This window comes from Citrobacter sp. Cpo030, assembly GCF_030333005.1.
Taxonomy (GTDB): Bacteria; Pseudomonadota; Gammaproteobacteria; order Enterobacterales; family Enterobacteriaceae; genus Citrobacter; species Citrobacter portucalensis.
Genome location: NZ_JAOWGT010000072.1, coordinates 196,899 through 219,851, shown reverse-complemented (window position 1 = coordinate 219,851; position 22,953 = coordinate 196,899). Strand labels below are relative to the sequence as shown.

Annotated in this window: 18 protein-coding genes; 9 read left to right on the top strand and 9 right to left on the bottom strand. The window is 51.6% G+C overall.

What is annotated here, in order from left to right; genetic code table 11:
- Window positions 1-19: 19 nt before the first annotated feature.
- Window positions 20-946 (top strand): alpha/beta hydrolase, encoded by a 927-nt coding sequence (locus OGY37_RS18445; protein WP_286621493.1) that lies wholly within the window; start codon window positions 20-22, stop codon window positions 944-946.
- Between the two features lie 41 nt (window positions 947-987).
- On the opposite strand, the gene aldA is transcribed toward OGY37_RS18445, so the two are convergent.
- From aldA to hrpA, 3 genes are all read right to left on the bottom strand, one after another.
- Window positions 988-2,427 carry an aldehyde dehydrogenase gene (gene aldA / locus OGY37_RS18440; RefSeq protein ID WP_286621490.1) on the bottom strand — a complete coding sequence of 480 codons (1,440 nt, stop codon included), beginning with the start codon at window positions 2,425-2,427 and terminating at the stop codon, window positions 988-990.
- A 199-nt stretch (window positions 2,428-2,626) separates the two neighbouring features.
- Complete coding sequence (locus OGY37_RS18435) at window positions 2,627-3,418, bottom strand: YdcF family protein (RefSeq protein ID WP_003833187.1); 792 nt, start codon at window positions 3,416-3,418, stop codon at window positions 2,627-2,629.
- Window positions 3,419-3,503: 85 nt separating this feature from the next.
- The gene (hrpA, locus tag OGY37_RS18430) at window positions 3,504-7,406 is read right to left on the bottom strand and encodes an ATP-dependent RNA helicase HrpA (RefSeq protein ID WP_286621488.1); all 3,903 of its coding nucleotides are present in this window, start codon (window positions 7,404-7,406) and stop codon (window positions 3,504-3,506) included.
- A 201-nt stretch (window positions 7,407-7,607) separates the two neighbouring features.
- On the opposite strand from hrpA, the gene azoR reads away from it, so the two are divergent.
- Window positions 7,608-8,213 (top strand): FMN-dependent NADH-azoreductase, encoded by a 606-nt coding sequence (azoR, locus tag OGY37_RS18425; RefSeq protein ID WP_003020341.1) that lies wholly within the window; start codon window positions 7,608-7,610, stop codon window positions 8,211-8,213.
- 43 nt (window positions 8,214-8,256) lie between these two features.
- On the opposite strand, the gene OGY37_RS18420 is transcribed toward azoR, so the two are convergent.
- The 4 genes from OGY37_RS18420 to OGY37_RS18405 all read right to left on the bottom strand — a co-directional run bounded on the left by OGY37_RS18420 (window position 8,257) and on the right by OGY37_RS18405 (window position 11,734).
- Complete coding sequence (locus OGY37_RS18420) at window positions 8,257-8,448, bottom strand: hypothetical protein (RefSeq protein WP_008784880.1); 192 nt, start codon at window positions 8,446-8,448, stop codon at window positions 8,257-8,259.
- 127 nt (window positions 8,449-8,575) lie between these two features.
- Window positions 8,576-8,899, bottom strand: a complete 324-nt coding sequence (locus OGY37_RS18415; protein ID WP_148362672.1) for a YdbL family probable chaperone protein — start codon at window positions 8,897-8,899, stop codon at window positions 8,576-8,578.
- A 7-nt stretch (window positions 8,900-8,906) separates the two neighbouring features.
- Window positions 8,907-9,098 (bottom strand): YnbE family lipoprotein, encoded by a 192-nt coding sequence (locus tag OGY37_RS18410; protein WP_286621486.1) that lies wholly within the window; start codon window positions 9,096-9,098, stop codon window positions 8,907-8,909.
- Window positions 9,095-11,734, bottom strand: a complete 2,640-nt coding sequence (locus tag OGY37_RS18405) for a YdbH family protein (protein ID WP_286547435.1) — start codon at window positions 11,732-11,734, stop codon at window positions 9,095-9,097. Before OGY37_RS18405 ends, OGY37_RS18410 begins: the two co-directional genes overlap by 4 nt.
- Window positions 11,735-12,350: 616 nt before the next feature.
- Between OGY37_RS18405 and ldhA the strand changes: the two genes are divergently transcribed.
- Together ldhA and hslJ are read left to right on the top strand one after the other, a co-directional pair.
- Window positions 12,351-13,340 carry a D-lactate dehydrogenase gene (gene ldhA, locus OGY37_RS18400; RefSeq protein ID WP_126317941.1) on the top strand — a complete coding sequence of 330 codons (990 nt, stop codon included), beginning with the start codon at window positions 12,351-12,353 and terminating at the stop codon, window positions 13,338-13,340.
- 112 nt (window positions 13,341-13,452) lie between these two features.
- The gene (hslJ, locus tag OGY37_RS18395; RefSeq protein WP_286621483.1) at window positions 13,453-13,872 is read left to right on the top strand and encodes a heat shock protein HslJ; all 420 of its coding nucleotides are present in this window, start codon (window positions 13,453-13,455) and stop codon (window positions 13,870-13,872) included.
- A 13-nt stretch (window positions 13,873-13,885) separates the two neighbouring features.
- On the opposite strand, the gene OGY37_RS18390 is transcribed toward hslJ, so the two are convergent.
- Window positions 13,886-14,152, bottom strand: a complete 267-nt coding sequence (locus tag OGY37_RS18390; protein WP_003833199.1) for a putative hemolysin — start codon at window positions 14,150-14,152, stop codon at window positions 13,886-13,888.
- Window positions 14,153-14,427: 275 nt separating this feature from the next.
- Between OGY37_RS18390 and nifJ the strand changes: the two genes are divergently transcribed.
- The 5 genes from nifJ to ttcA all read left to right on the top strand — a co-directional run bounded on the left by nifJ (window position 14,428) and on the right by ttcA (window position 21,478).
- Complete coding sequence (gene nifJ / locus OGY37_RS18385) at window positions 14,428-17,952, top strand: pyruvate:ferredoxin (flavodoxin) oxidoreductase (RefSeq protein ID WP_286621480.1); 3,525 nt, start codon at window positions 14,428-14,430, stop codon at window positions 17,950-17,952.
- 366 nt (window positions 17,953-18,318) lie between these two features.
- Window positions 18,319-19,470: a porin OmpC gene (gene ompC, locus OGY37_RS18380; RefSeq protein WP_126317938.1), complete on the top strand. Its 1,152-nt coding sequence runs from the start codon at window positions 18,319-18,321 to the stop codon at window positions 19,468-19,470.
- A 145-nt stretch (window positions 19,471-19,615) separates the two neighbouring features.
- Window positions 19,616-19,828: a KTSC domain-containing protein gene (locus OGY37_RS18375; RefSeq protein WP_123267264.1), complete on the top strand. Its 213-nt coding sequence runs from the start codon at window positions 19,616-19,618 to the stop codon at window positions 19,826-19,828.
- Between the two features lie 81 nt (window positions 19,829-19,909).
- Window positions 19,910-20,344, top strand: a complete 435-nt coding sequence (uspF, locus tag OGY37_RS18370) for a universal stress protein UspF (RefSeq protein WP_003833207.1) — start codon at window positions 19,910-19,912, stop codon at window positions 20,342-20,344.
- Between the two features lie 198 nt (window positions 20,345-20,542).
- Complete coding sequence (gene ttcA, locus OGY37_RS18365; RefSeq protein ID WP_003833209.1) at window positions 20,543-21,478, top strand: tRNA 2-thiocytidine(32) synthetase TtcA; 936 nt, start codon at window positions 20,543-20,545, stop codon at window positions 21,476-21,478.
- Window positions 21,479-21,556: 78 nt separating this feature from the next.
- Here ttcA and dbpA read toward each other — a convergent pair whose 3' ends face one another.
- Complete coding sequence (dbpA, locus tag OGY37_RS18360) at window positions 21,557-22,930, bottom strand: ATP-dependent RNA helicase DbpA (RefSeq protein WP_191222550.1); 1,374 nt, start codon at window positions 22,928-22,930, stop codon at window positions 21,557-21,559.
- Window positions 22,931-22,953: the final 23 nt, after the last annotated feature.

Sequence of the window (22,953 nt, the reverse complement as noted above, 5' to 3'; positions counted from 1 at the left end):
CCACTGAGGGAGCATAGTAATGGAAGCACTGAGTCGTGAAACGTTAGAAAACATGATGGAGCAAGCCGTTGCTAAGGCCGCCACCGTCTCATTCTGGCCGCAGGGTGAAGCCCCCGGAGCAAAAAACAGCGATGCGGTGTTTACGCCTGAACCCCGACATACAGGAACATCTCAGTATGATCGTGCGGTCACCGGTATTCGCGCCCCGGAAATTACCGTTTATGCCCCCGCAAAACCTAACGGCATAGGGATCCTTGTCACGCCTGGCGGCTCTTATCGTCGCGTGGTGATGGATAAAGAAGGCAGCGTACTGGCACCGTTCTTTAACGCTCGCGGTTATACCCTGTTTGTGATGACCTACCGCATGCCGGGTGATGGCCATGAGGAAGGTGCAAACGCGCCGCTGGCCGATGCCCAACGCGCCATGCGCTACATTCGCGCCAACGCCCATGAATGGAAAATTAACCCTGATCGTATTGGCGTATTAGGCTTCTCTTCCGGTGGTCACGTGGCCGCCAGTCTGGGTACCCGGTTTGCCGAACCGGTTTATACGCCGATAGATAACGTAGACGAGCAACCTGCGCGCCCTGCGTTTATGGCACTGGTGTACCCGGTTGTCACCCTGCGCGAAGATATCGTTCACCCGGGATCCCGTCTTGAGCTGGTTGGCGCTACGCCCGAAAAGGAAGATCTGCGCCACTATTCTCTGGAAGAACACGTGGATAGCACAACGCCGCCGACGTTCCTGCTACACGCCATTGACGATCCGGCGGTGAAAGTGGAAAACAGCCTCGTCTTCTTTAATGCGCTACGTGAGCAGGGAGTTCCGGTCGAAATGCATCTGTTTGAACGCGGTAAGCACGGATTTGGTATTCGCGATGCGCAAGGGTTACCGCTGGCCATCTGGCCGGAAATGATGATGAACTGGATCGCCACCAAAGTGTGAGAATGGCGCCGGGTGACCTACAGACTCACCCGGCGAAAAACTTAAGACTGCAAATACACTACCTGCGTTTGCAGGTATTCATTCAGACCGTGTTTACCATCTGCCCCGCCAATCCCGGACTTGCGCCAGCCAGCGTGGAAGCCCTGCATCGCCTCGAAGTTTTCGCGATTAATATAGGTTTCGCCAAACTTCAGCCCCTTAATCGCCTTCATTGCCGTATTCAGATTCTGCGTATAGATCGATGAGGTCAGTCCGTAGTCGCTGTCATTGGTCATTGTCAGCGCCTGTTCCAGCGTATCAAATGCAACCACCGGCAGCACCGGACCAAACGTCTCCTCGTGCATAATCGCCATATCCTGGCGCACGTCTAACAGTAACGTCGGCGGATAGTAATAACCTTTGCCGGCAACGGCTTTACCGCCCAGCACCACACGGGCGCCTTCCTGCACCGCTCGCTCGACTTTTTGCTCTACACGCTCCAGCGCAGCGGCATTAATCAGTGGCCCCATCGCAATGTCATTGCGTTCGGCCGGATTGCCAAACTGCACTGCTTTCATCGCCTCACCCAGACGATTAACGAACTGGTCATAGATACCTTTCTGAACGTATACGCGCTCAGCACAGTTGCATACCTGTCCGGTATTAATCACCCGTGAGTCAACAATGGCCTTCACTGCCAGCTCAAGGTCAGCATCGTCCATCACGATAGCTGGAGCTTTACCACCCAACTCCAGACAAACTTTGGTGATGTTTTTGGCCGCTGCGGCCATAATTTTCTCACCTGCGCCGACGCTACCGGTCATGCTCACCATGGCGACCTTCGGGTTTCCGGCCAGCTCCTGACCGACCGTTTCACCGCGTCCCAGCACCAGGTTAAAGACTCCGCGCGGTAAACCAATGTCATCAACAATTTTGGCAAAGGCGATGGCGTTATTCGGTGTGAATTCACTCGGCTTAATGACGATGGTATTCCCCGTCAGCAAGGCGGGAGCCAGTTTGCGGGCAATCAGGAAAAACGGGAAGTTCCACGGTAGAATGCCCGTCGTCACGCCCAGTGCACGCTTAAACAGCAGGATATTCTCACCCGGGCGATCGCTTTGCAGGATCTCGCCTTCATAGCGACGCGCCCACTCCGCCATGTAATCGATATAGTCGGCGGTAAACGCGACTTCAACGTCAGCCAGTTGTTGAATTTTTCCACCTTCCGCCACAATCAACGCGCTGATTTCATCGGCTCGCTGGCGGATACCTGCAGAAATTTTGCGTAACCAGTTTGCCCGTTCAATGGCAGGCAACGCTTCCCATTGCGGCTGAGCGCGATCCGCAGCATCGATCGCTTTACGCGCATCTTCGGCACGCCCATCGGGAATACGCGAGATAATCTCTTCCGTGGCCGGATTGACGACATCAATCCAGGCGTCATCGTGCCAGGTCACAAACTGCCCATCGATATACATAGGATGTTGTACGGGTACTGACACGCGGCTCTCCTGTGATTGATTTGTTTCTAACAAGTAAAACTATTGTTAATTAATATCAATCATGCATGACGCATTATCGCTGGAGTGGCGGTTCTGTGAACTGCTTCATAAAAGCATCTGGAAAAGTGATGATGAAGAGAAAAAACAGGTGGGCTTTCTGCCCGTTTGCCATAAAACGCCGACAAACGGGCAGCAAAAATTACAGAGAACGGCTCTCCAGTAAGTCGGTCAGCGCGGTATCATTTTTTAGCTGCTGCCAGGCTTGCTCAACGTCCTGGGGAATATCAACATGTACGATAAAATCGTGTCCACAGGGCCCATACCCGGCAGCATCATCCCGCAGGCGCGGAAGTTCACCGGTAATGAGAGAAAGATAGCGGTCTACCGACCACAGACCTTCTGCCGCGGGCACAAAATCCACGCCGTTGTGCTGTTGGGCCAGTTCAGGAATGAAACCAGGGAAACTCAACCAGCGCGGCGCATGTTGCTCATCGCGGGTTACGCGCTGAAACGTGGCCATTGTGCGGCGTTGCATAGTGGGATCCTGCACCACAATGACGGTATGAATGCTTTCTGCCGCCTGATTCAGTAACGCACAGCTAAATCGGGCATTTTCACCGCAGTTTGTCGACTGATCTTCCACCCAAATTTTCTCACCTGGAATTTGCCAGAACTGGTGAGCAATATCGGCAAGGATCGCCGCTTCCGCGCGCCCGGTAGTACGAATGATGTTATAACGCGGATGCCGGGCAATCGCATCATACAGAAAGCGCGTGGAATGACCGATACCACCGCTAATCAGCAAGGGAACCTGTTGCTCTTTCGCGATCCGACAAGCAGCGTCGATGGTCGGAATAACCGCGTTCCCTGCCAGAATCACGCAATCTGACTGAACGGAGATATTCCCCGTAAAATCATTCTGCGCCAGCCATCGCCCTACGGTATTGATAGCCGCAAGAGTGGTTGCGGAAAGTGTCGGAAACTGACTCATATTGATGACTCCTGGTGTTTATCTTTACCGGGTACAGATGCCGGATGGCGACTACGCTTCATCCGGCCTACGGCCCTGCACCGATTTATCCCGAAATCTGCTCCATCGCCTGCAGAATACGTTTATCGGAGATCGGATACGGTGTACCAAGCTGCTGGGCAAAATAGCTGACGCGCAGCTCTTCTATCATCCAGCGGATCTCTTTGACATCGGCATCTTGACGGCGCGCGGGAGGCAGTTTATTGAACCACTGCTGCCAGGCCTGCTGCACACTGTCCACTTTCAGCATCTGTGCACGGTCACGGTGCGGGTCGATAGCCAGTTTTTCCAGACGTTTTTCAATAGCCTGCAAATAACGCAACGTATCGCCCAGACGTTTGAAACCATTGCCGGTAACAAACCCGCGATACACCAGGCCGCCCATTTGCGATTTGATATCTGCAAGACCCAGCGCCATGGTCATATCCACGCGCCCTTTCAGACGTTTGTTGATATTAAACACTGCGGTCAGGATCTGTTCGACCTGCTTCGCAATCTCCACCACCGTATCGTTCAGTTCAGCCCGCACTTTTTCATGCAACGCCGCGAAGCCTTCTTCGGTCCACACCGGACCACCGTTGGCGTCAATTAACTGATCCACACCGCAGGAGATACAGTCGTCAATCAAATCCAGAACTTTACCGTATGGGTTAAAGTACAGCCCCAGCTTGGCTTTATTGGGCAGCTTCTCGTGCAAATATTTGATTGGCGAAGGAATATTCAGCAGCAACAGGCGGCGTAAACCGCACCACATCGCCTGCTGTTGTTCCAGCGGATTATCAAACAGTTTGATGGCAACGCTGTCACGCTCATCGACCAGCGCCGGCCACGCTTTCACCTTATAGTTACCGCGTTTTTGTTCGTAACTTTCCGGAAGCTGGCCGAAGCTCCAGATGTGCAATCCACTCTGTTCGATACCGTCATCGGCCACCGCAGACAATGTTTCCTGAACTTTGCCCTTCAGCGCATCTTTCAAATCCTGTAGCGAACGCCCTTCCTGCAGCTTCTTGTTCTTATCATCCACCACCCGGAAGGTGATTTTTAGGTGATCGGGCACCTGATCCCAGTGCCAGTCATCGCGATCAACGGTAACGCCGGTCATGCGGCGCAGTTCACGCTCCAGCGCGTCCAGCAGCGGCAGTTCCAGCGGCGTGACGCGGCCTAAAAACGCTTCTGCATAGTTCGGCGCGGGCACAAAGTTACGGCGTACCGGTTTTGGCAACGACTTAATCAGGGCTATCACCAGTTCGCGGCGCAGTCCCGGGATTTGCCATTCAAAACCGCTCTCTTCGATCTGATTAAGCAGCGGGAGTGGAATATGTACGGTCACACCGTCCGCATCGGCTCCGGGTTCGAACTGGTAGCTCAGGCGCAGCTTAAGGTTACCCTGATGCCAGAAGTTCGGATAATCCAGCTTACTGATTTTCTCTGCGCCCTCTTTGATGAGCATGCTCTTTTCAAAGTTGAGCAGATCCGGTGTTTCACGGCTGACCTTTTTCCACCAGCTATCAAAGTGACGCGCAGAAACCACGTCATGGCTGATACGTTGGTCGTAGAACTCAAACATCGTTTCGTCATCGACGAGAATGTCGCGGCGGCGCGATTTATGCTCCAGCTCTTCGATTTCATTGCGCAGTTTCAGGTTGTCGCGGAAGAAGGCGTGACGAGTCTGCCAGTCGCCCTCCACCAGCGCGTGGCGGATAAACAGCTCACGGCACAGCGCCGGATCAATCTGGCTGTAATTCACCTTACGGGCCGCAACAATCGGTAAGCCGTAGACGGTGACTTTTTCTGTCGCCATCACAGCACCCTGCGCGCGCTCCCAGTGAGGTTCACTGTATGAACGTTTGATCAGATGCTGGGCTACCGGTTCCACCCATTCAGGATCGATACGCGCGGCAATACGTCCCCACAGGCGGCTGGTTTCTACCAGCTCTGCCACCATCGTCCACTTCGGCGGTTTTTTGAATAAACCCGACCCCGGAAAGATCGAGAAGCGAGCGTTACGCGCCCCGGTAAACTCCTGTTTATCGGTATCTTTCATCCCGATATGCGACAGTAAACCGGTCAGCAACGCGACGTGGATCTCCCGATATTCAGCAGGTTCACTGTTAACCGGAATACCCAACTCTTTCACCACCTGGCGCAGTTGCGTGTAGATATCCTGCCACTCGCGCACGCGCAGGTAGTTCAGGAAATCGACTTTGCACTGGCGACGAAACTGGTTTGACGACAGTGCTTTTTGCTGCTCGCCGAGGTAGTTCCACAGATTCACAAATGCAAGAAAATCAGACTCTTTGTCGTGGAAACGGCGATGTTTCTCGTCGGAAGCCTGCTGCTTGTCCATCGGACGCTCGCGCGGATCCTGAATGGACAGCGCCGAGGTAATGATCATCGCCTCACGCACACAGCCATGTTTTTGCGCTTCCAGCACCATGCGTGCCAGGCGCGGGTCCACCGGCAGTTGCGACAGCTGACGGCCCAACGGCGTTAACTTGTAAGCGGTTGCCTGTTCGTCGGTGGTTATCGCCCCCAGCTCTTCGAGCAGACGTACACCGTCCTGAATATTGCGTTTATCCGGTGCCTCAACAAACGGAAACGCCGCGATATCGCCCAACCCCAACGCCGTCATCTGCAAAATAACGGACGCCAGGTTAGTACGCAGGATCTCCGGATCGGTAAACTCCGGGCGCGACAGGAAATCATCTTCGGAATACAGACGAATACAGATCCCTTCCGAAACACGACCGCAGCGGCCTTTACGCTGGTTAGCGGAAGCCTGTGACACCGGTTCTATTGGTAAGCGCTGGACTTTGGTGCGGTAACTGTAACGACTAATACGCGCAGTGCCCGGGTCAATCACATACTTGATGCCCGGTACGGTCAGCGACGTTTCCGCCACGTTGGTCGCCAGCACGATACGGCGACCGCTGTGCGACTGGAACACGCGGTTCTGCTCGCTATTGGAGAGACGCGCATACAACGGCAGCACTTCGGTGTGGCGTAAATCCAGCTTATTCAGGGCATCGGCGGTGTCGCGGATTTCGCGCTCGCCGCTCATGAAGATCAGAATGTCGCCCTGACTTTCACTGCCTAATTCCTCTACAGCATCAAAAATAGCCTGCAGTTGGTCACGCTCGGTGTCATCTGCGTCTTCAACAATCGGACGATAGCGAACTTCCACCGGATACGTTCGACCGGAGACTTCGATAATCGGCGCATTATTGAAATGCTTTGAAAAACGCTCCGGGTCGATAGTCGCCGAAGTGATGATAATTTTTAGATCCGGACGGCGCGGCAGAAGCTCTTTCAGATAGCCGAGCAGAAAATCGATATTCAGGCTGCGTTCATGCGCTTCATCGATGATGATAGTGTCGTACTGCATCAACAGCCGATCCTGCTGGATTTCCGCCAGCAAGATACCGTCCGTCATCAGCTTCACCATAGTGTTATCACTGACATGATCGCTGAAACGAACTTTATAACCAATACAGCCGCCAGGCTCGGTCTGCAGCTCTTCCGCAATACGGTTCGCCACGGTGCGCGCCGCCAGACGACGCGGCTGGGTATGGCCTATCAGCCCTTTTACCCCGCGCCCCAGTTCCATACAGATTTTGGGTAACTGGGTGGTTTTCCCCGATCCGGTCTCACCGGCGACAATCACCACCTGATGATCGCGAATTGCCTCCAGAATATCCTGTTTTTTCTGGCTTACGGGCAGGTTTTCCGGATAGCTGATTTCCGGACGCGCCGCTTCACGCAGCACAACTTTACCGGCTGCCTGTTCAATCTCTTTCGCCATCTCCTGGTAAATGGCCTGTTGTGCATCAGGATTTTTAACCTTCTTCACACCGTGCAGACGGCGGGCAAAACGCTGTCTGTCACGCAGCATCAGTGAGTCCAGCTGTTGCTGCAACATGTTGAAGGTTAATTTTTGTTGTTCTGTCATAGCGTTAAAAGGCAGTGCTCTGCCGGGTTAAATCTCTTTTAGATGATGGGTATAGAGTACCACATCGGCGCTTTTCATGTGTTGTTCAATAATTTCGAACATAGGATTCGATATATTGCGCTATCACTGCGACAGGATTGTGAATAAAGTGTCAACAAGCAACGGGGCACTCCCCCTTCAAACACATAAAAGGAAACACCCATGAGCAAGGTATTAGTTCTTAAATCCAGTATTCTGGCAGGGTACTCTCAGTCTGGTCAGTTGTCTGATTATTTTGTTGAACAGTGGCGTGAAAAGCACTCTGCTGATGAAATCACTGTCCGTGACCTGGCTGCAAATCCTGTACCGGTACTGGATGGCGAACTGGTGGGTGCGATGCGCCCGAGCGATACACCGCTGACGCCGCGTCAGCAGGAAGCGCTGGCGCTGTCCGATGAGCTGATTGCTGAGCTGAAAGCACATGATGTGATTGTTATCGCTGCGCCGATGTACAACTTCAACATCCCAACGCAGTTGAAAAACTACTTTGACCTGATTGCCCGCGCGGGTGTGACTTTCCGTTATACCGAGAAAGGCCCGGAAGGTCTGGTGACGGGTAAACGCGCTGTGGTGCTGACCAGCCGTGGCGGTATCCATAAAGATACGCCAACCGACCTGATCACGCCGTACCTGAACGTATTCTTGGGCTTTATCGGCATCACCGACGTGAATGTCGTCTTTGCTGAAGGTATTGCTTACGGCCCGGAAGTGGCGTCTAAAGCACAGTCCGACGCGAAAGCCGCTATCGACAGCGTGGTAGCTGCCTGATAATTCCCCCTCTCACCATCCGGTGGGAGGGTTTCTCCGACACTTACTTCTTTCCCTGCATCTGTATCTGTTTGCCGTGAATGCGATTAATATCACGCCAGATGGTTGCATAATCCCTGCATTTCGCCAGATTCTCTTCCCAGCAATGAAGCAAAAATTGTTCAGGCTCCGCGACATCCCGGCTTAACAGCTTGAATACCCAACGATTCCAGACGTACCACTTGAGAAGCCACATGATTTCACCCCACGACGCGACCGGTGTTGGACTATACCAGCATCCATTTTATGCCGTGTGGCAACTATTGCGATGTCGATGAATAATTCAGCGTCGTGTCCCTCTGGCTGTGTGAAAAAACGATTTACTATTTTTTCAACCACTTACCATTAATACCCTGCACATACTCTCCCGGTTTCGCTCGAGCAACCAGCTTTTGCCCGGCCATTTTCGCCACTTCATCTGGCGGAATATTATTGCTCTCTGCCAGTTGCTGATAGCTGGCGTGGCGCGCTTTATTAATCTCACTCACCAGTGCCTGCGTTTCGGCATCGGTTTGCAATGCAACCAGATAGCCATTGAGCGTTTCCCCTACTCGACCCTGCGTTCTGGCTTCATTCAGGGTCAATGCCCACGCATTGCTACTGAGTAAACTCAGGACGACCAGCGCCACTGCAAACTGTTTTCTCATCATGACCTCAGAACAAATCGCTGCGCGATTTCAATAAGCTTTCGACGTCTTTATCAACTTTGATATGGATCTCATGCTCGATTTTGACGTTCATATTAATGGTGATGGGCTCTTTTGGCGCAGCCACTTCGATTCTGGGAGTGCACCCTACCAGCACAGATGAAGCCAGCAGACCCAGCATGGCAGCTATCGTTTTCATTGTTGTTCCTCACATTCCTTGCCTTCCGGGCAATGGGTTTCCGGCAGCGCTGCATTTTGTTCAAGCCATGCCTGTAAATTGTCGCCAAAACGCAAACTGCGCCATAGCGTAAAGACGTTTTCCTCGTGGGTATAATTCAAATTAACCGTACCTACTTTGCCATCTACCCGACTATTGCCAGTCACGGTTGACTGCATGGTTAAGACACCGAGGTTATCCAGATTTATTTTCGTCCACGAATGGCTTATTTCCATATAACGCAGCCAGTTAATGGCCGCCCCCGCAGCCATGTTATCTTTGACAACCGCATCCGCAGTGTCCTTATCAATACGCAACGTCATCGGCCCTGGATTAGTCAACCAGCCGTCTTTAATGATCCATTTTTCGTTATCCAGCCATAATGGCAACGCGCCACTGACCGGGCCAGACATGGCGAACTGTTTGGGGTTAACCGCGCTGATAAGCTCGCTGGAAGAGATATTCTGCACTCGCAATAAGGCCGGATCATGCTGCGGCATTCGCAGTTGCTGCATGATGATTTTGCCCCCCAGCAGGTCGGCGCTGACATCGCTCAACAGTAACGGGTTGTTTTCACTCCAGGGGTACGCCCCCTGCAGATCGGCGGCGATATTCTTCACCGTCACCTGATTGACCACTTCCGCAATACGCAGTGAAATAGGTCCACGCGTACCCAGCTGCCATGCACCTTCACTAAACCGGAAAGGCAATACAAAATCGACACCGTTGATTTGGTTGTCGGGCATCCAGGCGCTACCGCCTTTTAACACTCCATGACCGCCCGCTTCAAAGCCCTGCTCCGGGGCTGCCGAAAACGCGACCTGCGCATACAGCTCACCTTCTCGTAGCTTCATTTTCCAGTCAGGTGGGACCAGAGGCTGGAATACGGTGAGCGATTGTTTTGGCCACCAGGCCTGTCCGCGCAGGCGGATACCGTCCCAACGACCATTCAGCTGTACGGGCCCAATCGCCCCCGCGTGAAGCTGGCCTTTGAACTGGAAAATTGTCGGATCGCTACCTTCCACGCTGAACTTCAGCGTCGATGGTGGTAACACGCTTCCCCCGGTGAAGGTGGTGTTCCCTGCGTCCAGCGACAGCGCGCCGCTAAATGTCGGTTTGGTTGCATCCCGTACCCAGACTATCGGTTCGTCCATCACCAGACGTGGGTTTTCCACCTTCATCGTGCCGTATTGCAGATGATCAAATCCGGTGGAAAGATCAAATAGCTTCAGGGTGTTGTCATGCCATTCTCCCTTACCCGCCACGTCCCAACGGGCATGCATCGGCGTAAAGCTGCCTTCACCCCAATATCGCCACTGCCAACGACCGGCATCAGGAAGAAAATCATTTGCCAGGCCATCCAGATGCAATTCAAAGCCCCCCATCTGGTTTTCATGCGCACGTAAAATAGCCTGCAGACGCCCATCCACACCGCGTTGTGTGACTTTTACACCTGCCAGCGGCCAGCGAATCTCGTCAATATCCAGCGAATCAATCACCCGTCCACGTGAGCGCAGCAGCGCCCCTGGCTCGAAAGCCAATTGCGGATCGTACAGACTTCCGGTGAGTCTGGCGGGTAATTTCGCGTAGAAGATCAGATCGCCCTGTTTCGCTTCACCGGTCAACTGTAGCGGCATATCGCTACTATCCATGCCAAGCTTACCTGGCCCCAGCGTTAATACGGCGTTTCCTTTACCGGCATCGCCATGCGTCAGAATGTTCAGACGCCCGCTCACCACCGCGTTTTCCAGTCCGGCCTGCCAGTTTTCAACCTTCATGCCCAGCCGGCCACTTAACGGGAATCCCTGATAAGGCCAGTTCCAGCGTCCGTCGCTGATGGTCAGTTGCTGGCGTGTTATTTCCCACGGAAGGTCAAGCAGCGGATCGGCATTATCCCGCGCCATCACGATCAGTTGTCCGCTGTTTTGTTGCCACTCCAGTTCGGCGTCCACAAGCGTAGGCTCTTGCGGCAAACTTAACGTCGCAACCGCATGACCGCTTACCGGTAGTCCATCGGGCACCAGTGGCATCGTAAATTCACCGACCAGTTTTACTGGCGGCTGGCCTTCAAATGCCGCAACATCCAGCTCCGTTACCGTGAGGTTTTGCCCGTGCAAACGCCCCTGAAATTTAACTTTTTCACCCTGGTAACGCAGCTGTTGAGTAGAGGGAGTGAGCGAGAGTGACAGTTTTCCCTGCCATTCCTGCCATGGAGAAAGGATAAGTTTGTCGATGTTAATCCAGGTATTGGGCAGCATTGACTGCCATTCAGCCAGCGTTTTAGGCGCTACCGGCGATGGCTCTGCCTGCGGCAATTTGGCCAGGCAAGCTGAATCCAACTCAATGGTACCGACATTCAGCGCCCAGCGGCTGGGGTGAGACAGATCCGCCTGAGTGATGCGTGCTAGCGGGCAATCTTCAACCAGATAGCGGAGTTCAGGTATATGCAACCCATGCCGTGTCAGCCGCGGGCTCTCATCCAGCGCGATGCGTGTTCCAACGGGTAACCAGATACCCACCAACGTAGGCACCCACAGGCCAAGCGTCATCACTAGCGTCAGCGGCACGAGAATCAATAATAAGAGGAGTGCCAGAACGGCTTTATATTTACCCTTCATGGGTAGTTAATATCCTGATTTAGCGAAAATTTAAGCCGGTTTAGGCCTGTATTGTGGCATGTTTAACTGGATATGCCCACATTAAGGATAGATAACCGATTTATAGGCACGCTGTTACACGTGCCGTCGGGGATATTAAGATTCAGACTCAATGAGGCCTCAGTTGTCCATCGCTATGTTTAGGTCCGATACGACCTGCTTCTATCAGAATTTCCTCAATGAGTTCTTCGAGGCACTCCCTACCATGATGATCGCAGACCAGATGTACCTGCCGGGAAATCTCATCAGGTTTCATACCATCGCATAATGCCGCCTTGAGCATTAGGGTGGCCCATCGTTTTGCTTCAGAGTGAGTCAGCATAACCCCTCCCGATAATTGCTACCTGTATAAGCGTAGCTGTCCGGATGTGATTCGGCTGGCTTTTTACCTGCCGCGATATTCGGGTGTTGAGTTGGATAGAAAAATATCCAGTTGTTGAAATTGTGTAACCTGCCCACACTAACAACAGATACGCTGAAATTATTCATTACGCCTATGACTATCAATAACTTTTTAGATTTTGTAAAATAATTTGAATTGAATTAATGTGACGTCAAAATCACTGGAGAAAGTCTAATGAAACTCGCCATCTATAGTACAAAACAGTACGACAAGAAGTATCTGCAGCAGGTTAACGAGGCTTTTGGTTTTGAACTTGAATTCTTTGACTTTCTGTTGACGGAAAAAACAGCCAAAACCGCCAATGGCTGCGAAGCCGTGTGCATTTTCGTCAACGACGATGGCAGCCGCCCCGTTCTGGAAGAACTGAAAAAGCATGGCGTGAAATATATCGCGCTGCGCTGCGCCGGGTTCAATAACGTCGATCTCGACGCAGCAAAAGAGCTGGGTCTGCAGGTGGTTCGTGTTCCAGCTTATTCACCAGAGGCCGTCGCAGAGCATGCGATTGGCATGATGATGACGCTGAATCGCCGTATCCACCGCGCCTATCAGCGTACCCGTGATGCCAACTTCTCTCTTGAGGGGCTGACCGGTTTTACTATGTATGGCAAAACCGCTGGGGTGATCGGTACCGGTAAAATCGGTATCGCTGCACTGCGGATCCTGAAAGGTTTTGGTATGCGTCTGCTGGCGTTCGATCCTTACCCGAGCGCTGCTGCGCTGGAGTTAGGCGTTGAATATGTCGATCTTAAAACGCTGTTTGCCGAGTCCGATGTCATCTCTCTGCACTGCCCGTTAACACCGGAGAATTATCATCTGCTCAATCACGAAGCCTTTGAGCAAATGAAAAATGGCGTGATGGTCATTAACACCAGTCGTGGTGCATTGATCGACTCACAAGCCGCTATCGACGCGCTGAAAAACCAGAAAATTGGTTCTCTGGGTATGGACGTGTATGAGAACGAACGCGATCTGTTCTTTGAAGATAAATCTAATGACGTCATTCAGGATGATGTGTTCCGTCGTCTGTCAGCCTGCCATAACGTGTTGTTCACCGGTCATCAGGCATTCCTGACAGCTGAAGCGTTGACCAGTATTTCTGAGACTACGCTACAGAATCTGGCACAAATATCCAAAGGCGAGACCTGTCCAAACGCCCTCTTCTAATCCCAGTGCTCCCCTGACGCCAGGGGAGCATTTTCAGACAATCACCGATGATAAAACATTCAGTATCATTATTATATTGAATGTATTCCCGTCACAAACGTAGAGAAATTTAATGAAGAAAGTTGTCACGTTGATTGTGCTCAGCATGCTGATGGCTGGCTGTGTGAGCAATGGAAAAGTTTCCGTCAATCGCGAACAGTTGCAGCATCATCGCTTCGTTTTGCAAAGCGTGAATGGTAAAGCCGTCACCGCCACCAACAACCCACCTGAGTTAAGTTTTGGTGAAAACATGACGGTATCAGGAAAGATGTGTAATCAATTCCATGGCCAGGGCAAGCTGTCTGACGGTGAGTTGAAGGTAAAAGATATGGCGATGACGCGTATGATGTGCGCCGATCCACAGCTTAACGCGCTCGACGGGATCGTCAGCGAAATGTTTAAGCAAGGCGCACAGGTCGATCTAACTGCTGACCAGTTAACGCTGGCGACAGCAGAACAAACGCTGACGTATAAACTCGCGGATTTAATGTAGGAAACGCGGGAGCTTAATAGCTACCACAACTTCCGGCGGCAAGCGACTGCTCACTACAGCGTTTGCCGTTGGGTAACGCACACATCCCGATGGCTGAACCATCCAGTTGACGAGCAACAGAGAGTGAACCGCCAATCATGGCGCAATTAGCTTCTCCAGAACTGGACATTGCTGCCTTCATGCCCGGCGCGACATGCGCGGCGGTTGCCTGCTGAACAGGTTCGCTGCTACAAGCCGATAATAATAACGCGGCACATCCTACCCAAAACGCTGCGCGCATCTTACTCCCCTCTGAATATTAACCAAACGACACAGCCATAAATAATAGGCAGCGGAAACACCGCCGTCGAGAGGCAAAATACGCATTTATGCGCACTGTTTACATTTTCTGGCAATTTTTTGCCTGCTCCTTTGATCAAACCATTCATTCTGTTTATTCCAAGGACACAAAAGCGAAAATCTCTCTTTAGCGCTTTTGCTAAAATAGAAAGATAACAACCAGGATTCGCCGCCGTTATGCGAGTCCCTCTTTTTGCGCAATGTAAGGGTGTCAGTATGATCACAATTGACGGTAATGGTGCGGTTGCTTCAGTCGCATTTCGTACCAGCGAGGTTATCGCCATCTACCCGATTACGCCCAGTTCGACGATGGCTGAGCAGGCGGATGCCTGGGCCGGGAACGGGCTTAAGAACGTGTGGGGGGATACCCCTCGCGTCGTAGAAATGCAGTCAGAAGGCGGCGCGATCGCAACCGTTCATGGCGCGTTGCAGACAGGTGCGCTCTCTACGTCGTTTACCTCATCGCAGGGCCTGTTGCTGATGATCCCAACGCTGTACAAACTGGCCGGTCAGTTGACCCCGTTTGTACTGCACGTTGCGGCTCGTACAATTGCTACTCACGCATTATCAATCTTTGGCGATCATTCCGACGTGATGGCGGTGCGCCAGACAGGATGTGCGATGCTGTGTGCCAGCAGCGTTCAGGAGGCACAGGACTTTGCGCTGATTTCGCAAATAGCTACCCTGAAAAGCCGGGTTCCGTTTATTCATTTCTTTGATGGTTTCCGTACATCCCATGAAATCAATAAAATTGTGCCACTGGCCGACGACACGATCCTCGGACTGATGCCGCAGGCGGAAATCGATGCTCATCGCGCTCGGGCGCTTAATCCTGAGCATCCAGTTATTCGCGGTACGTCTGCGAACCCGGACACCTATTTCCAGTCACGCGAGGCAACAAACCCGTGGTACAACGCGGTTTACGATCATGTAGAACAGGCGATGAATGATTTCGCCGCAGCGACAGGTCGCCAGTACCAGCCATTTGAATATTACGGCCATCCTCAGGCTGAGCGCGTCATTATCTTAATGGGCTCGGCGATTGGAACCTGTGAAGAAGTCGTTGAAGATCTGCTGGCGCGTGGCGAGAAAGTTGGCGTTCTGAAAGTACGTCTGTTCCGTCCATTCTCTGCCAGACATTTACTGCGCGCGCTGCCGGAAACCGTACGCAGCATCGCCGTCCTGGATCGCACCAAAGAGCCCGGCGCACAGGCAGAACCGTTGTATCTGGATGTGATGACCGCGTTAGCGGAAGCCTTCAACTGTGGTGAGCGAGAAACGCTACCGCGCGTGATTGGCGAACGTTATGGCCTTTCTTCCAAAGAGTTTGGTCCAGAGTGCGTCATGGCGGTCTTTAATGAGCTGAGCAGCGCGAAACCTAAACCTCGCTTTACGGTCGGCATTTATGATGATGTCACCAACTTGTCGCTACCGTTACCGGAAAACACCCTGCCCGGTACGGCTAAGCTCGAAGCGCTGTTTTATGGGTTGGGCAGCGACGGTAGCGTGTCCGCCACCAAAAACAATATCAAGATTATTGGTAACTCTACGCCATGGTATGCGCAGGGTTATTTCGTTTATGACTCGAAAAAAGCAGGCGGTCTGACGGTTTCCCACCTGCGCGTCAGCGAGCAGCCTATTCGATCGGCATATCTGGTGTCGCAAGCCGATTTTGTTGGCTGTCACCAGCTGCAATTTATCGATAAGTATCAGATGGCCGAGCGCCTGAAACCAGGCGGTATCTTCCTGCTTAATACCCCTTACAACGTGGATGAAGTCTGGGCGCGTTTGCCGCAGGAAGTTCAGGCAGTACTGAATCAGAAGAAGGCCCGTTTCTATGTGATTAATGCGGCCAAAATCGCTCGCGAATGCGGTCTGGCAGCGCGTATTAACACCGTTATGCAAATGGCATTCTTCCATTTGACACAAATCTTACCCGGCGACAGCGCGTTGGCTGAATTGCAGGGTGCGATTGCAAAAAGTTACAGCAGTAAAGGACAGGACCTGGTTGAACGTAACTGGCAGGCTCTGGCTCTGGCGCGTGAATCCGTCGCCGAAGTGGCACTCCAGCCGGTTGATCCGCACAGCGCAAACCGCCCACCGGTGGTTTCTGATGCCGCACCTGATTTCGTGAAAACCGTCACCGCGGCAATGCTCGCCGGTCTGGGTGATGCCCTTCCCGTATCCGCGCTGCCGCCAGACGGCACCTGGCCAATGGGCACCACGCGTTGGGAAAAACGCAATATCGCCGAAGAGATCCCCATCTGGAAGGAAGAGCTGTGTACCCAGTGTAACCACTGCGTTGCCGCTTGCCCGCACTCGGCAATCCGCGCCAAAGTGGTTTCACCTGAAGCGATGGAAAACGCCCCTGCCAGTCTGCATTCTTTGGATGTAAAATCACGCGATATGCGCGGTCAGAAGTATGTCCTGCAGGTTGCACCAGAGGATTGCACCGGGTGTAATCTGTGCGTCGAAGTTTGCCCGGCGAAAGATCGCCAAAACCCGGAAATCAAGGCCATCAATATGATGTCGCGCCTTGAGCATGTTGAAGAAGAAAAAGTTAACTATGACTTCTTCCTCAATCTGCCGGAGATCGACCGCAGCAAGCTTGAACGCATTGATATCCGTACCTCGCAGTTAATCACTCCGCTGTTTGAATATTCCGGCGCCTGTTCTGGCTGTGGTGAAACGCCGTATATCAAACTGCTTACGCAGCTATATGGCGACCGCATGCTGATCGCTAACGCGACCGGCTGTTCATCAATTTATGGCGGTAACCTCCCCTCAACGCCGTATACCACCGATGCCAACGGCCGTGGACCTGCGTGGGCAAACTCTCTGTTCGAAGATAACGCCGAGTTTGGTCTGGGCTTCCGTCTGACGGTGGATCAACACCGTGTGCGCGTCATGCGGTTACTGGAACAGTTTGCCGATAATATTCCGGCTGAACTGAACGATGCCCTGCATGCTGAAGCGACGCCAGAAGTACGTCGTGAACAAGTTGCAGCGCTGCGCCAGCATCTGAAAGATGTCGAAGGTGCACAGCAACTGTTAACCGATGCTGATGCGCTGGTTGAGAAGTCCATCTGGCTGATTGGCGGCGACGGCTGGGCTTACGATATTGGTTTTGGCGGGTTGGATCACGTCCTGAGTCTCACCGAGAACGTCAATATTCTGGTACTGGATACCCAGTGTTACTCCAACACGGGTGGACAAGCGTCGAAAGCCACGCCGCTCGGGGCGGTTACCAAGTTTGGGGAGCATGGCAAGCGCAAGGCTCGCAAAGATCTGGGCGTCAGTATGATGATGTACGGACATGTGTATGTGGCGCAGATTTCCCTGGGCGCCCAGTTGAACCAGACGGTGAAAGCTATCCAGGAAGCGGAAGCCTATCCGGGTCCGTCGCTGATTATCGCCTATAGCCCATGTGAAGAGCATGGCTATGATCTCGCGCTAAGCCACGATCAGATGCGTCAGCTGACGGCAACCGGATTCTGGCCGCTATACCGCTTTGACCCGCGTCGTGCAGACGACGGTAAATTGCCGCTGGCGCTGGACTCTCGCCCACCGTCAGACGCGCTGGCTGAAACATTGCTTAACGAGCAGCGCTTCCGCCGCCTGAATGCCCAACAGCCAGAAGTTGCAGAACAACTTTGGAAAGACGCCGCAGCTGATTTGCAAAAACGCTATGACTTCCTGGCCCAACTGGCGGGTAAAGCAGAAAAGAGCGGTACTGAGTAACACCTTTCGTTCAGCATTAAGCTGGAATCAAAAAAAAGCCCGAACAGTTGTTCGGGCTTGTCAATTTATTCGTTGGCTAATTAATAATTACCATCAATATACCAACGAAAAATAAAGCGTGACAATAAAGGCATATAACACGCGCAGAATAGCCCAATACAATTCACTTGTATAATTTTTATTTTATATATATCTTCATCAATTCATTCATAGCAATTATTACCATTTCCGTAGAATTATTTGTTTAAGGTTTTACTTAAGACGTAACAATTCATATTTATCTCTTTACGGAACTTCTCCTTTAGCATGCTTTTACTCCCTACATGGGTAGTCACAGGTTAATAAAAAAACTAAAGGATTATTTCAATGAACAGAAAAGTACTGGCTCTCGTAATTCCTGCCCTGCTGGCTGCAGGCGCTGCTCACGCTGCTGAAGTTTATAATAAAGACGGCAACAAATTAGATCTCTACGGAAAAGTAGACGGTTTGCATTACTTCTCAGATGATTCGTCTAAAGATGGCGATCAGACTTATATGCGTATGGGCTTCAAAGGTGAAACCCAGGTTAACGATATGATCACCGGTTATGGCCAGTGGGAATATCAGGTTCAGGCTAACACTACTGAGAGCGATAATAGCAACTCCTGGACTCGTCTGGCATTCGCGGGTATTAAAGTTGGTGACTATGGTTCATTCGACTATGGTCGTAACTACGGCGTACTGTACGACGTGGAAGGCTGGACCGATATGCTGCCAGAATTCGGTGGCGATTCTTACACTCAGTCTGATAACTTCATGACCGGTCGCGCTAATGGTGTAGCCACTTATCGTAACACCGACTTCTTCGGACTTGTTGATGGTCTGAATGTTGCGTTGCAGTATCAGGGTAAAAACGAAAGCCAGAGCTTGAATGACGTAAATGTAGGCACCAACAACCGCAATGCTGGTGATGATGTGCGTTACGATAACGGTGATGGTTTCGGTATTTCTACAACCTATGATATGGGCATGGGCTTTAGTGCCGGGGCTGCCTATACCTCTTCTGATCGTACCAGCGAACAGTCAAATTCAGGCAATCCAAATATTTCCGGTGGCGATAAAGCAGATGCGTGGACTGCTGGCCTGAAATACGACGCGAACAACATCTACCTGGCAACCATGTACTCTGAAACCCGTAATATGACTCCTTACGGTAAAACTGATGATGGCGATGTTGGTGGTGTTGCTAATAAAACCCAAAACTTTGAAGTTACTGCACAGTACCAATTTGACTTCGGTTTGCGTCCAGCTGTTTCCTTCCTGATGTCTAAAGGTAAGGATCTGAATTACAAAGGCGCTAACGATGACAAAGATCTGGTTAAATATGCTGATGTTGGTGCAACATACTACTTCAACAAAAACTTCTCTACCTACGTTGATTATAAAATCAACCTGTTGGACGAAGATGACCAGTTCTACAAAGATGCCGGTATTTCTACTGATGATATCGTAGCACTGGGTATGGTTTACCAGTTCTAATCCGTCAGCCCGCTGGCAACAGCGGGCTCTCTTTATGTTCTAACAATTCTGTTTTATCCAGATCAAAACATTATATCTGTTGCGCTAAAACACATCTCTGATAGATGATATCTTGCATTAAGGTCTGCAGTAGAGGATACCTGCAATGAATCATCATCCTGTAAAATCATCCCGTATTGCATCCGTCGGCTATGACGAATCCTCCCGCACGCTAGAAATTCGCTTCCATCAGTTGGCTACCCTGCAATATCAACAGGTCCCTGCCCGTATTTTTCGTGATTTCCTGATCGTGGTCTCTAAAGGCCGATTTTACGATGGGGTAATAAAAGGCAAATTTCCTGAAATCAAAATAAAGTGATGCCAAAATGTGATCGTTGTCATTGTACATAAAGTGCCATTACGCGGTAAGCTTTACTTGGATACTTAAACAGGAGGTTTTATGAACAGAACGATTCTTGTACCCATCGATATTTCAGACTCAGAATTAACTCAACGCGTTATTGCCCATGTTGAAGCAGAAGCAAAGATTGACGATGCGCAGGTTCATTTTTTGACCGTCATTCCGTCCTTGCCTTATTACGCTTCCCTGGGACTGGCCTACTCGGCAGAGTTACCGGCCATGGACGATCTGAAAGCCGAAGCAAAATCTCAACTGGAAGAGATTATCAAGAAGTTCAATATCCCAACGGACAGAGTGCACGTTCATGTCGCAGAAGGTGCGCCGAAAGACAAGATTCTTGAGATCGCCAAAAAATTACCGGCCGATATGGTCATTATTGCCTCACACCGACCTGACATCACCACCTACCTGCTGGGCTCTAACGCCGCAGCCGTGGTGCGTCATGCGGAGTGTTCGGTACTGGTAGTCCGCTAAACTGTCTGGCCCGCACATTGTTGCGGGCTTTTTGTTTCTACCTCTTATCTCCCACAATTCCTGCCCTAAATGTGCTGACATTTTTCCCGCTTATCCGTACCATACACGCCACAGTTTTTATATCAGACTTCTTTTGCCGGACGATCCGGCGTGATGCATACTCTTCTGATGCCACACTATGAATTGAGCCTCTATTAAATGTCGCAAAATCAAGATATTAGTAAGAAAGAACAATACAACCTGAACAAATTGCAAAAACGTCTGCGTCGTAACGTCGGCGAAGCCATTGCCGACTTCAATATGATCGAAGACGGCGATCGCATTATGGTGTGTCTTTCCGGCGGGAAAGACAGCTATACCATGCTGGAGATCCTGCGTAATTTGCAGCAAAGCGCCCCGATCAGTTTTTCCTTAGTTGCGGTTAACCTCGATCAAAAACAACCCGGCTTCCCCGAGCACATTCTGCCGGAGTATCTGGAACAGCTGGGCGTTGAGTACAAGATTGTCGAAGAAAACACTTACGGGATCGTCAAAGATAAAATCCCTGAAGGCAAAACGACATGCTCACTCTGTTCTCGCCTGCGTCGCGGCATTCTGTACCGTACGGCAACCGAATTAGGAGCCACCAAGATTGCGCTCGGCCACCATCGCGACGACATCCTGCAAACGCTGTTTTTAAACATGTTCTACGGCGGGAAAATGAAAGGCATGCCACCGAAGCTGATGAGTGATGACGGTAAGCATATCGTGATCCGCCCGCTGGCTTACTGTCGTGAGAAAGATATCGAGCGTTTCTCCGAAGCGAAAGGTTTCCCAATTATTCCGTGCAACCTATGCGGCTCACAGCCTAACCTACAGCGTCAGGTCATTGCTGACATGCTGCGTGACTGGGATAAACGCTATCCAGGTCGTATTGAAACTATGTTCAGTGCGATGCAGAACGTTGTACCTTCCCATCTGAGCGATATCAATCTGTTCGATTTTAAAGGCATTAAGCACGGTTCAGAAGTTGTGGACGGCGGTGATTTAGCGTTCGATCGTGAAGAGATCCCGCTGCAGCCGGCGGGCTGGCAGCCAGAAGAAGATGATGCTCAACTGGATGAGTTACGCCTGAACGTGGTGGAAGTGAAGTAAGCGTCTGTCAGGCCTACAACGTGCATAAGCGCCTGTAGGCCTGATAAGCGGAGCGCCATCAGGCGCCCCAACGGGCAGTTATTTCAGTAACCGAACCCGGCAAGTCTTGCCTTTAATCTTACCGTTTTGTAATTGCTTCCACGCCTTGTGCGCTATGTTCTGGCGAACGGCGACATAAACGTGTGCCGGGTGAACGGCAATTTTGCCGATATCGGCGCCATCCAGGCCAATGTCGCCGGTCAGAGCCCCCAGAACATCGCCAGGACGCATTTTCGCTTTTTTACCGCCATCAATGCATAACGTCGCCATCTCTGCTTCCAGCGGCAGGACTGAGCCATTAGCTGGCGCAGTTAGCCAGTTCAGCTTCAGTTGCAGCATTTCAGAAAGAATGTTGGCACGCTGCGCTTCTTCCGGCGCACAGAAGCTAATCGCCAGACCGCTGTTGCCGGCACGCGCGGTACGTCCGATACGATGGACATGTACTTCCGGATCCCACGCCAGTTCGAAGTTAACTACCAGCTCAAGTGATTTGATATCCAGGCCACGTGCGGCCACATCGGTTGCGACCAGCACGCGCGCGCTACCGTTGGCAAAACGAACCAGCGTCTGATCGCGATCGCGCTGTTCCAGGTCGCCATGTAATGACAGTGCGCTTTGCCCTGCCGCATTCAGTGCATCGCAAACGGCCTGACAATCTTTTTTGGTGTTACAAAAAACCACGCACGATGCGGGTTGATGCTGGCTGAGTAGCTTTTGCAGCAGCGGAATTTTTCCGTGGCTGGAGGTTTCGAAAAACTGCTGTTCAATCGCCGGTAACGCATCGACTGTATCAATTTCAATCGTTAATGGATTTTGTTGTACCCGGCCACTGATTGCAGCAATGGCTTCCGGCCAGGTTGCGGAAAATAGTAGGGTCTGACGTGACGCTGGCGCAAAGCGGATCACATCATCAATCGCATCGCTAAAGCCCATATCCAGCATGCGGTCGGCTTCATCCATAACCAGCGTATTCAGGGCATCCAGAGAAACGGTGCCTTTTTGCAGGTGGTCAAGCAAACGACCCGGTGTGGCAACAATAATATGTGGTGCATGTTGCAGGGAGTCACGCTGTGCACCAAAAGGTTGCCCACCGCACAGCGTTAAGATCTTGGTGTTTGGCAGGAAGCGCGCTAAACGACGCAGTTCACCCGCTACCTGGTCGGCAAGCTCTCGCGTTGGGCACAGCACCAGAGACTGCGTCTGAAACAGCGCAGCATCAATATGCTGTAATAGCCCAAGACCAAAAGCGGCCGTTTTGCCACTGCCGGTTTTAGCCTGCACGCGAACATCTTTACCCGCCAGAATTGCCGGTAATGCAGCAGCCTGAACAGGCGTCATTTCAAGATAACCCAGCTCGTTAAGGTTCTCGAGTTGAGCAGCAGGTAAAACATTCAGGGTTGAAAAAGCGGTCACAATTTAATCTCGCGGTAAAAACT

Excerpts from the sequence above, each read along its gene's own strand:
- ttcA (WP_003833209.1), top strand. The coding sequence starts at position 20,543 with ATGTCGCAAAATCAAGATATTAGTAAGAAAGAACAATACAACCTGAAC.
- OGY37_RS18405 (WP_286547435.1), bottom strand. The coding sequence starts at position 11,734 with ATGAAGGGTAAATATAAAGCCGTTCTGGCACTCCTCTTATTATTGATT.
- hslJ (WP_286621483.1), top strand. The coding sequence starts at position 13,453 with ATGAAGAAAGTTGTCACGTTGATTGTGCTCAGCATGCTGATGGCTGGC.
- OGY37_RS18375 (WP_123267264.1), top strand. The coding sequence starts at position 19,616 with ATGAATCATCATCCTGTAAAATCATCCCGTATTGCATCCGTCGGCTAT.
- azoR (WP_003020341.1), top strand. The coding sequence starts at position 7,608 with ATGAGCAAGGTATTAGTTCTTAAATCCAGTATTCTGGCAGGGTACTCT.
- hrpA (WP_286621488.1), bottom strand. The coding sequence starts at position 7,406 with ATGACAGAACAACAAAAATTAACCTTCAACATGTTGCAGCAACAGCTG.
- OGY37_RS18390 (WP_003833199.1), bottom strand. The coding sequence starts at position 14,152 with ATGCGCGCAGCGTTTTGGGTAGGATGTGCCGCGTTATTATTATCGGCT.
- nifJ (WP_286621480.1), top strand. The coding sequence starts at position 14,428 with ATGATCACAATTGACGGTAATGGTGCGGTTGCTTCAGTCGCATTTCGT.
- uspF (WP_003833207.1), top strand. The coding sequence starts at position 19,910 with ATGAACAGAACGATTCTTGTACCCATCGATATTTCAGACTCAGAATTA.
- OGY37_RS18445 (WP_286621493.1), top strand. The coding sequence starts at position 20 with ATGGAAGCACTGAGTCGTGAAACGTTAGAAAACATGATGGAGCAAGCC.
- ldhA (WP_126317941.1), top strand. The coding sequence starts at position 12,351 with ATGAAACTCGCCATCTATAGTACAAAACAGTACGACAAGAAGTATCTG.
- ompC (WP_126317938.1), top strand. The coding sequence starts at position 18,319 with ATGAACAGAAAAGTACTGGCTCTCGTAATTCCTGCCCTGCTGGCTGCA.
- OGY37_RS18420 (WP_008784880.1), bottom strand. The coding sequence starts at position 8,448 with ATGTGGCTTCTCAAGTGGTACGTCTGGAATCGTTGGGTATTCAAGCTG.
- OGY37_RS18415 (WP_148362672.1), bottom strand. The coding sequence starts at position 8,899 with ATGAGAAAACAGTTTGCAGTGGCGCTGGTCGTCCTGAGTTTACTCAGT.
- OGY37_RS18435 (WP_003833187.1), bottom strand. The coding sequence starts at position 3,418 with ATGAGTCAGTTTCCGACACTTTCCGCAACCACTCTTGCGGCTATCAAT.
- OGY37_RS18410 (WP_286621486.1), bottom strand. The coding sequence starts at position 9,098 with ATGAAAACGATAGCTGCCATGCTGGGTCTGCTGGCTTCATCTGTGCTG.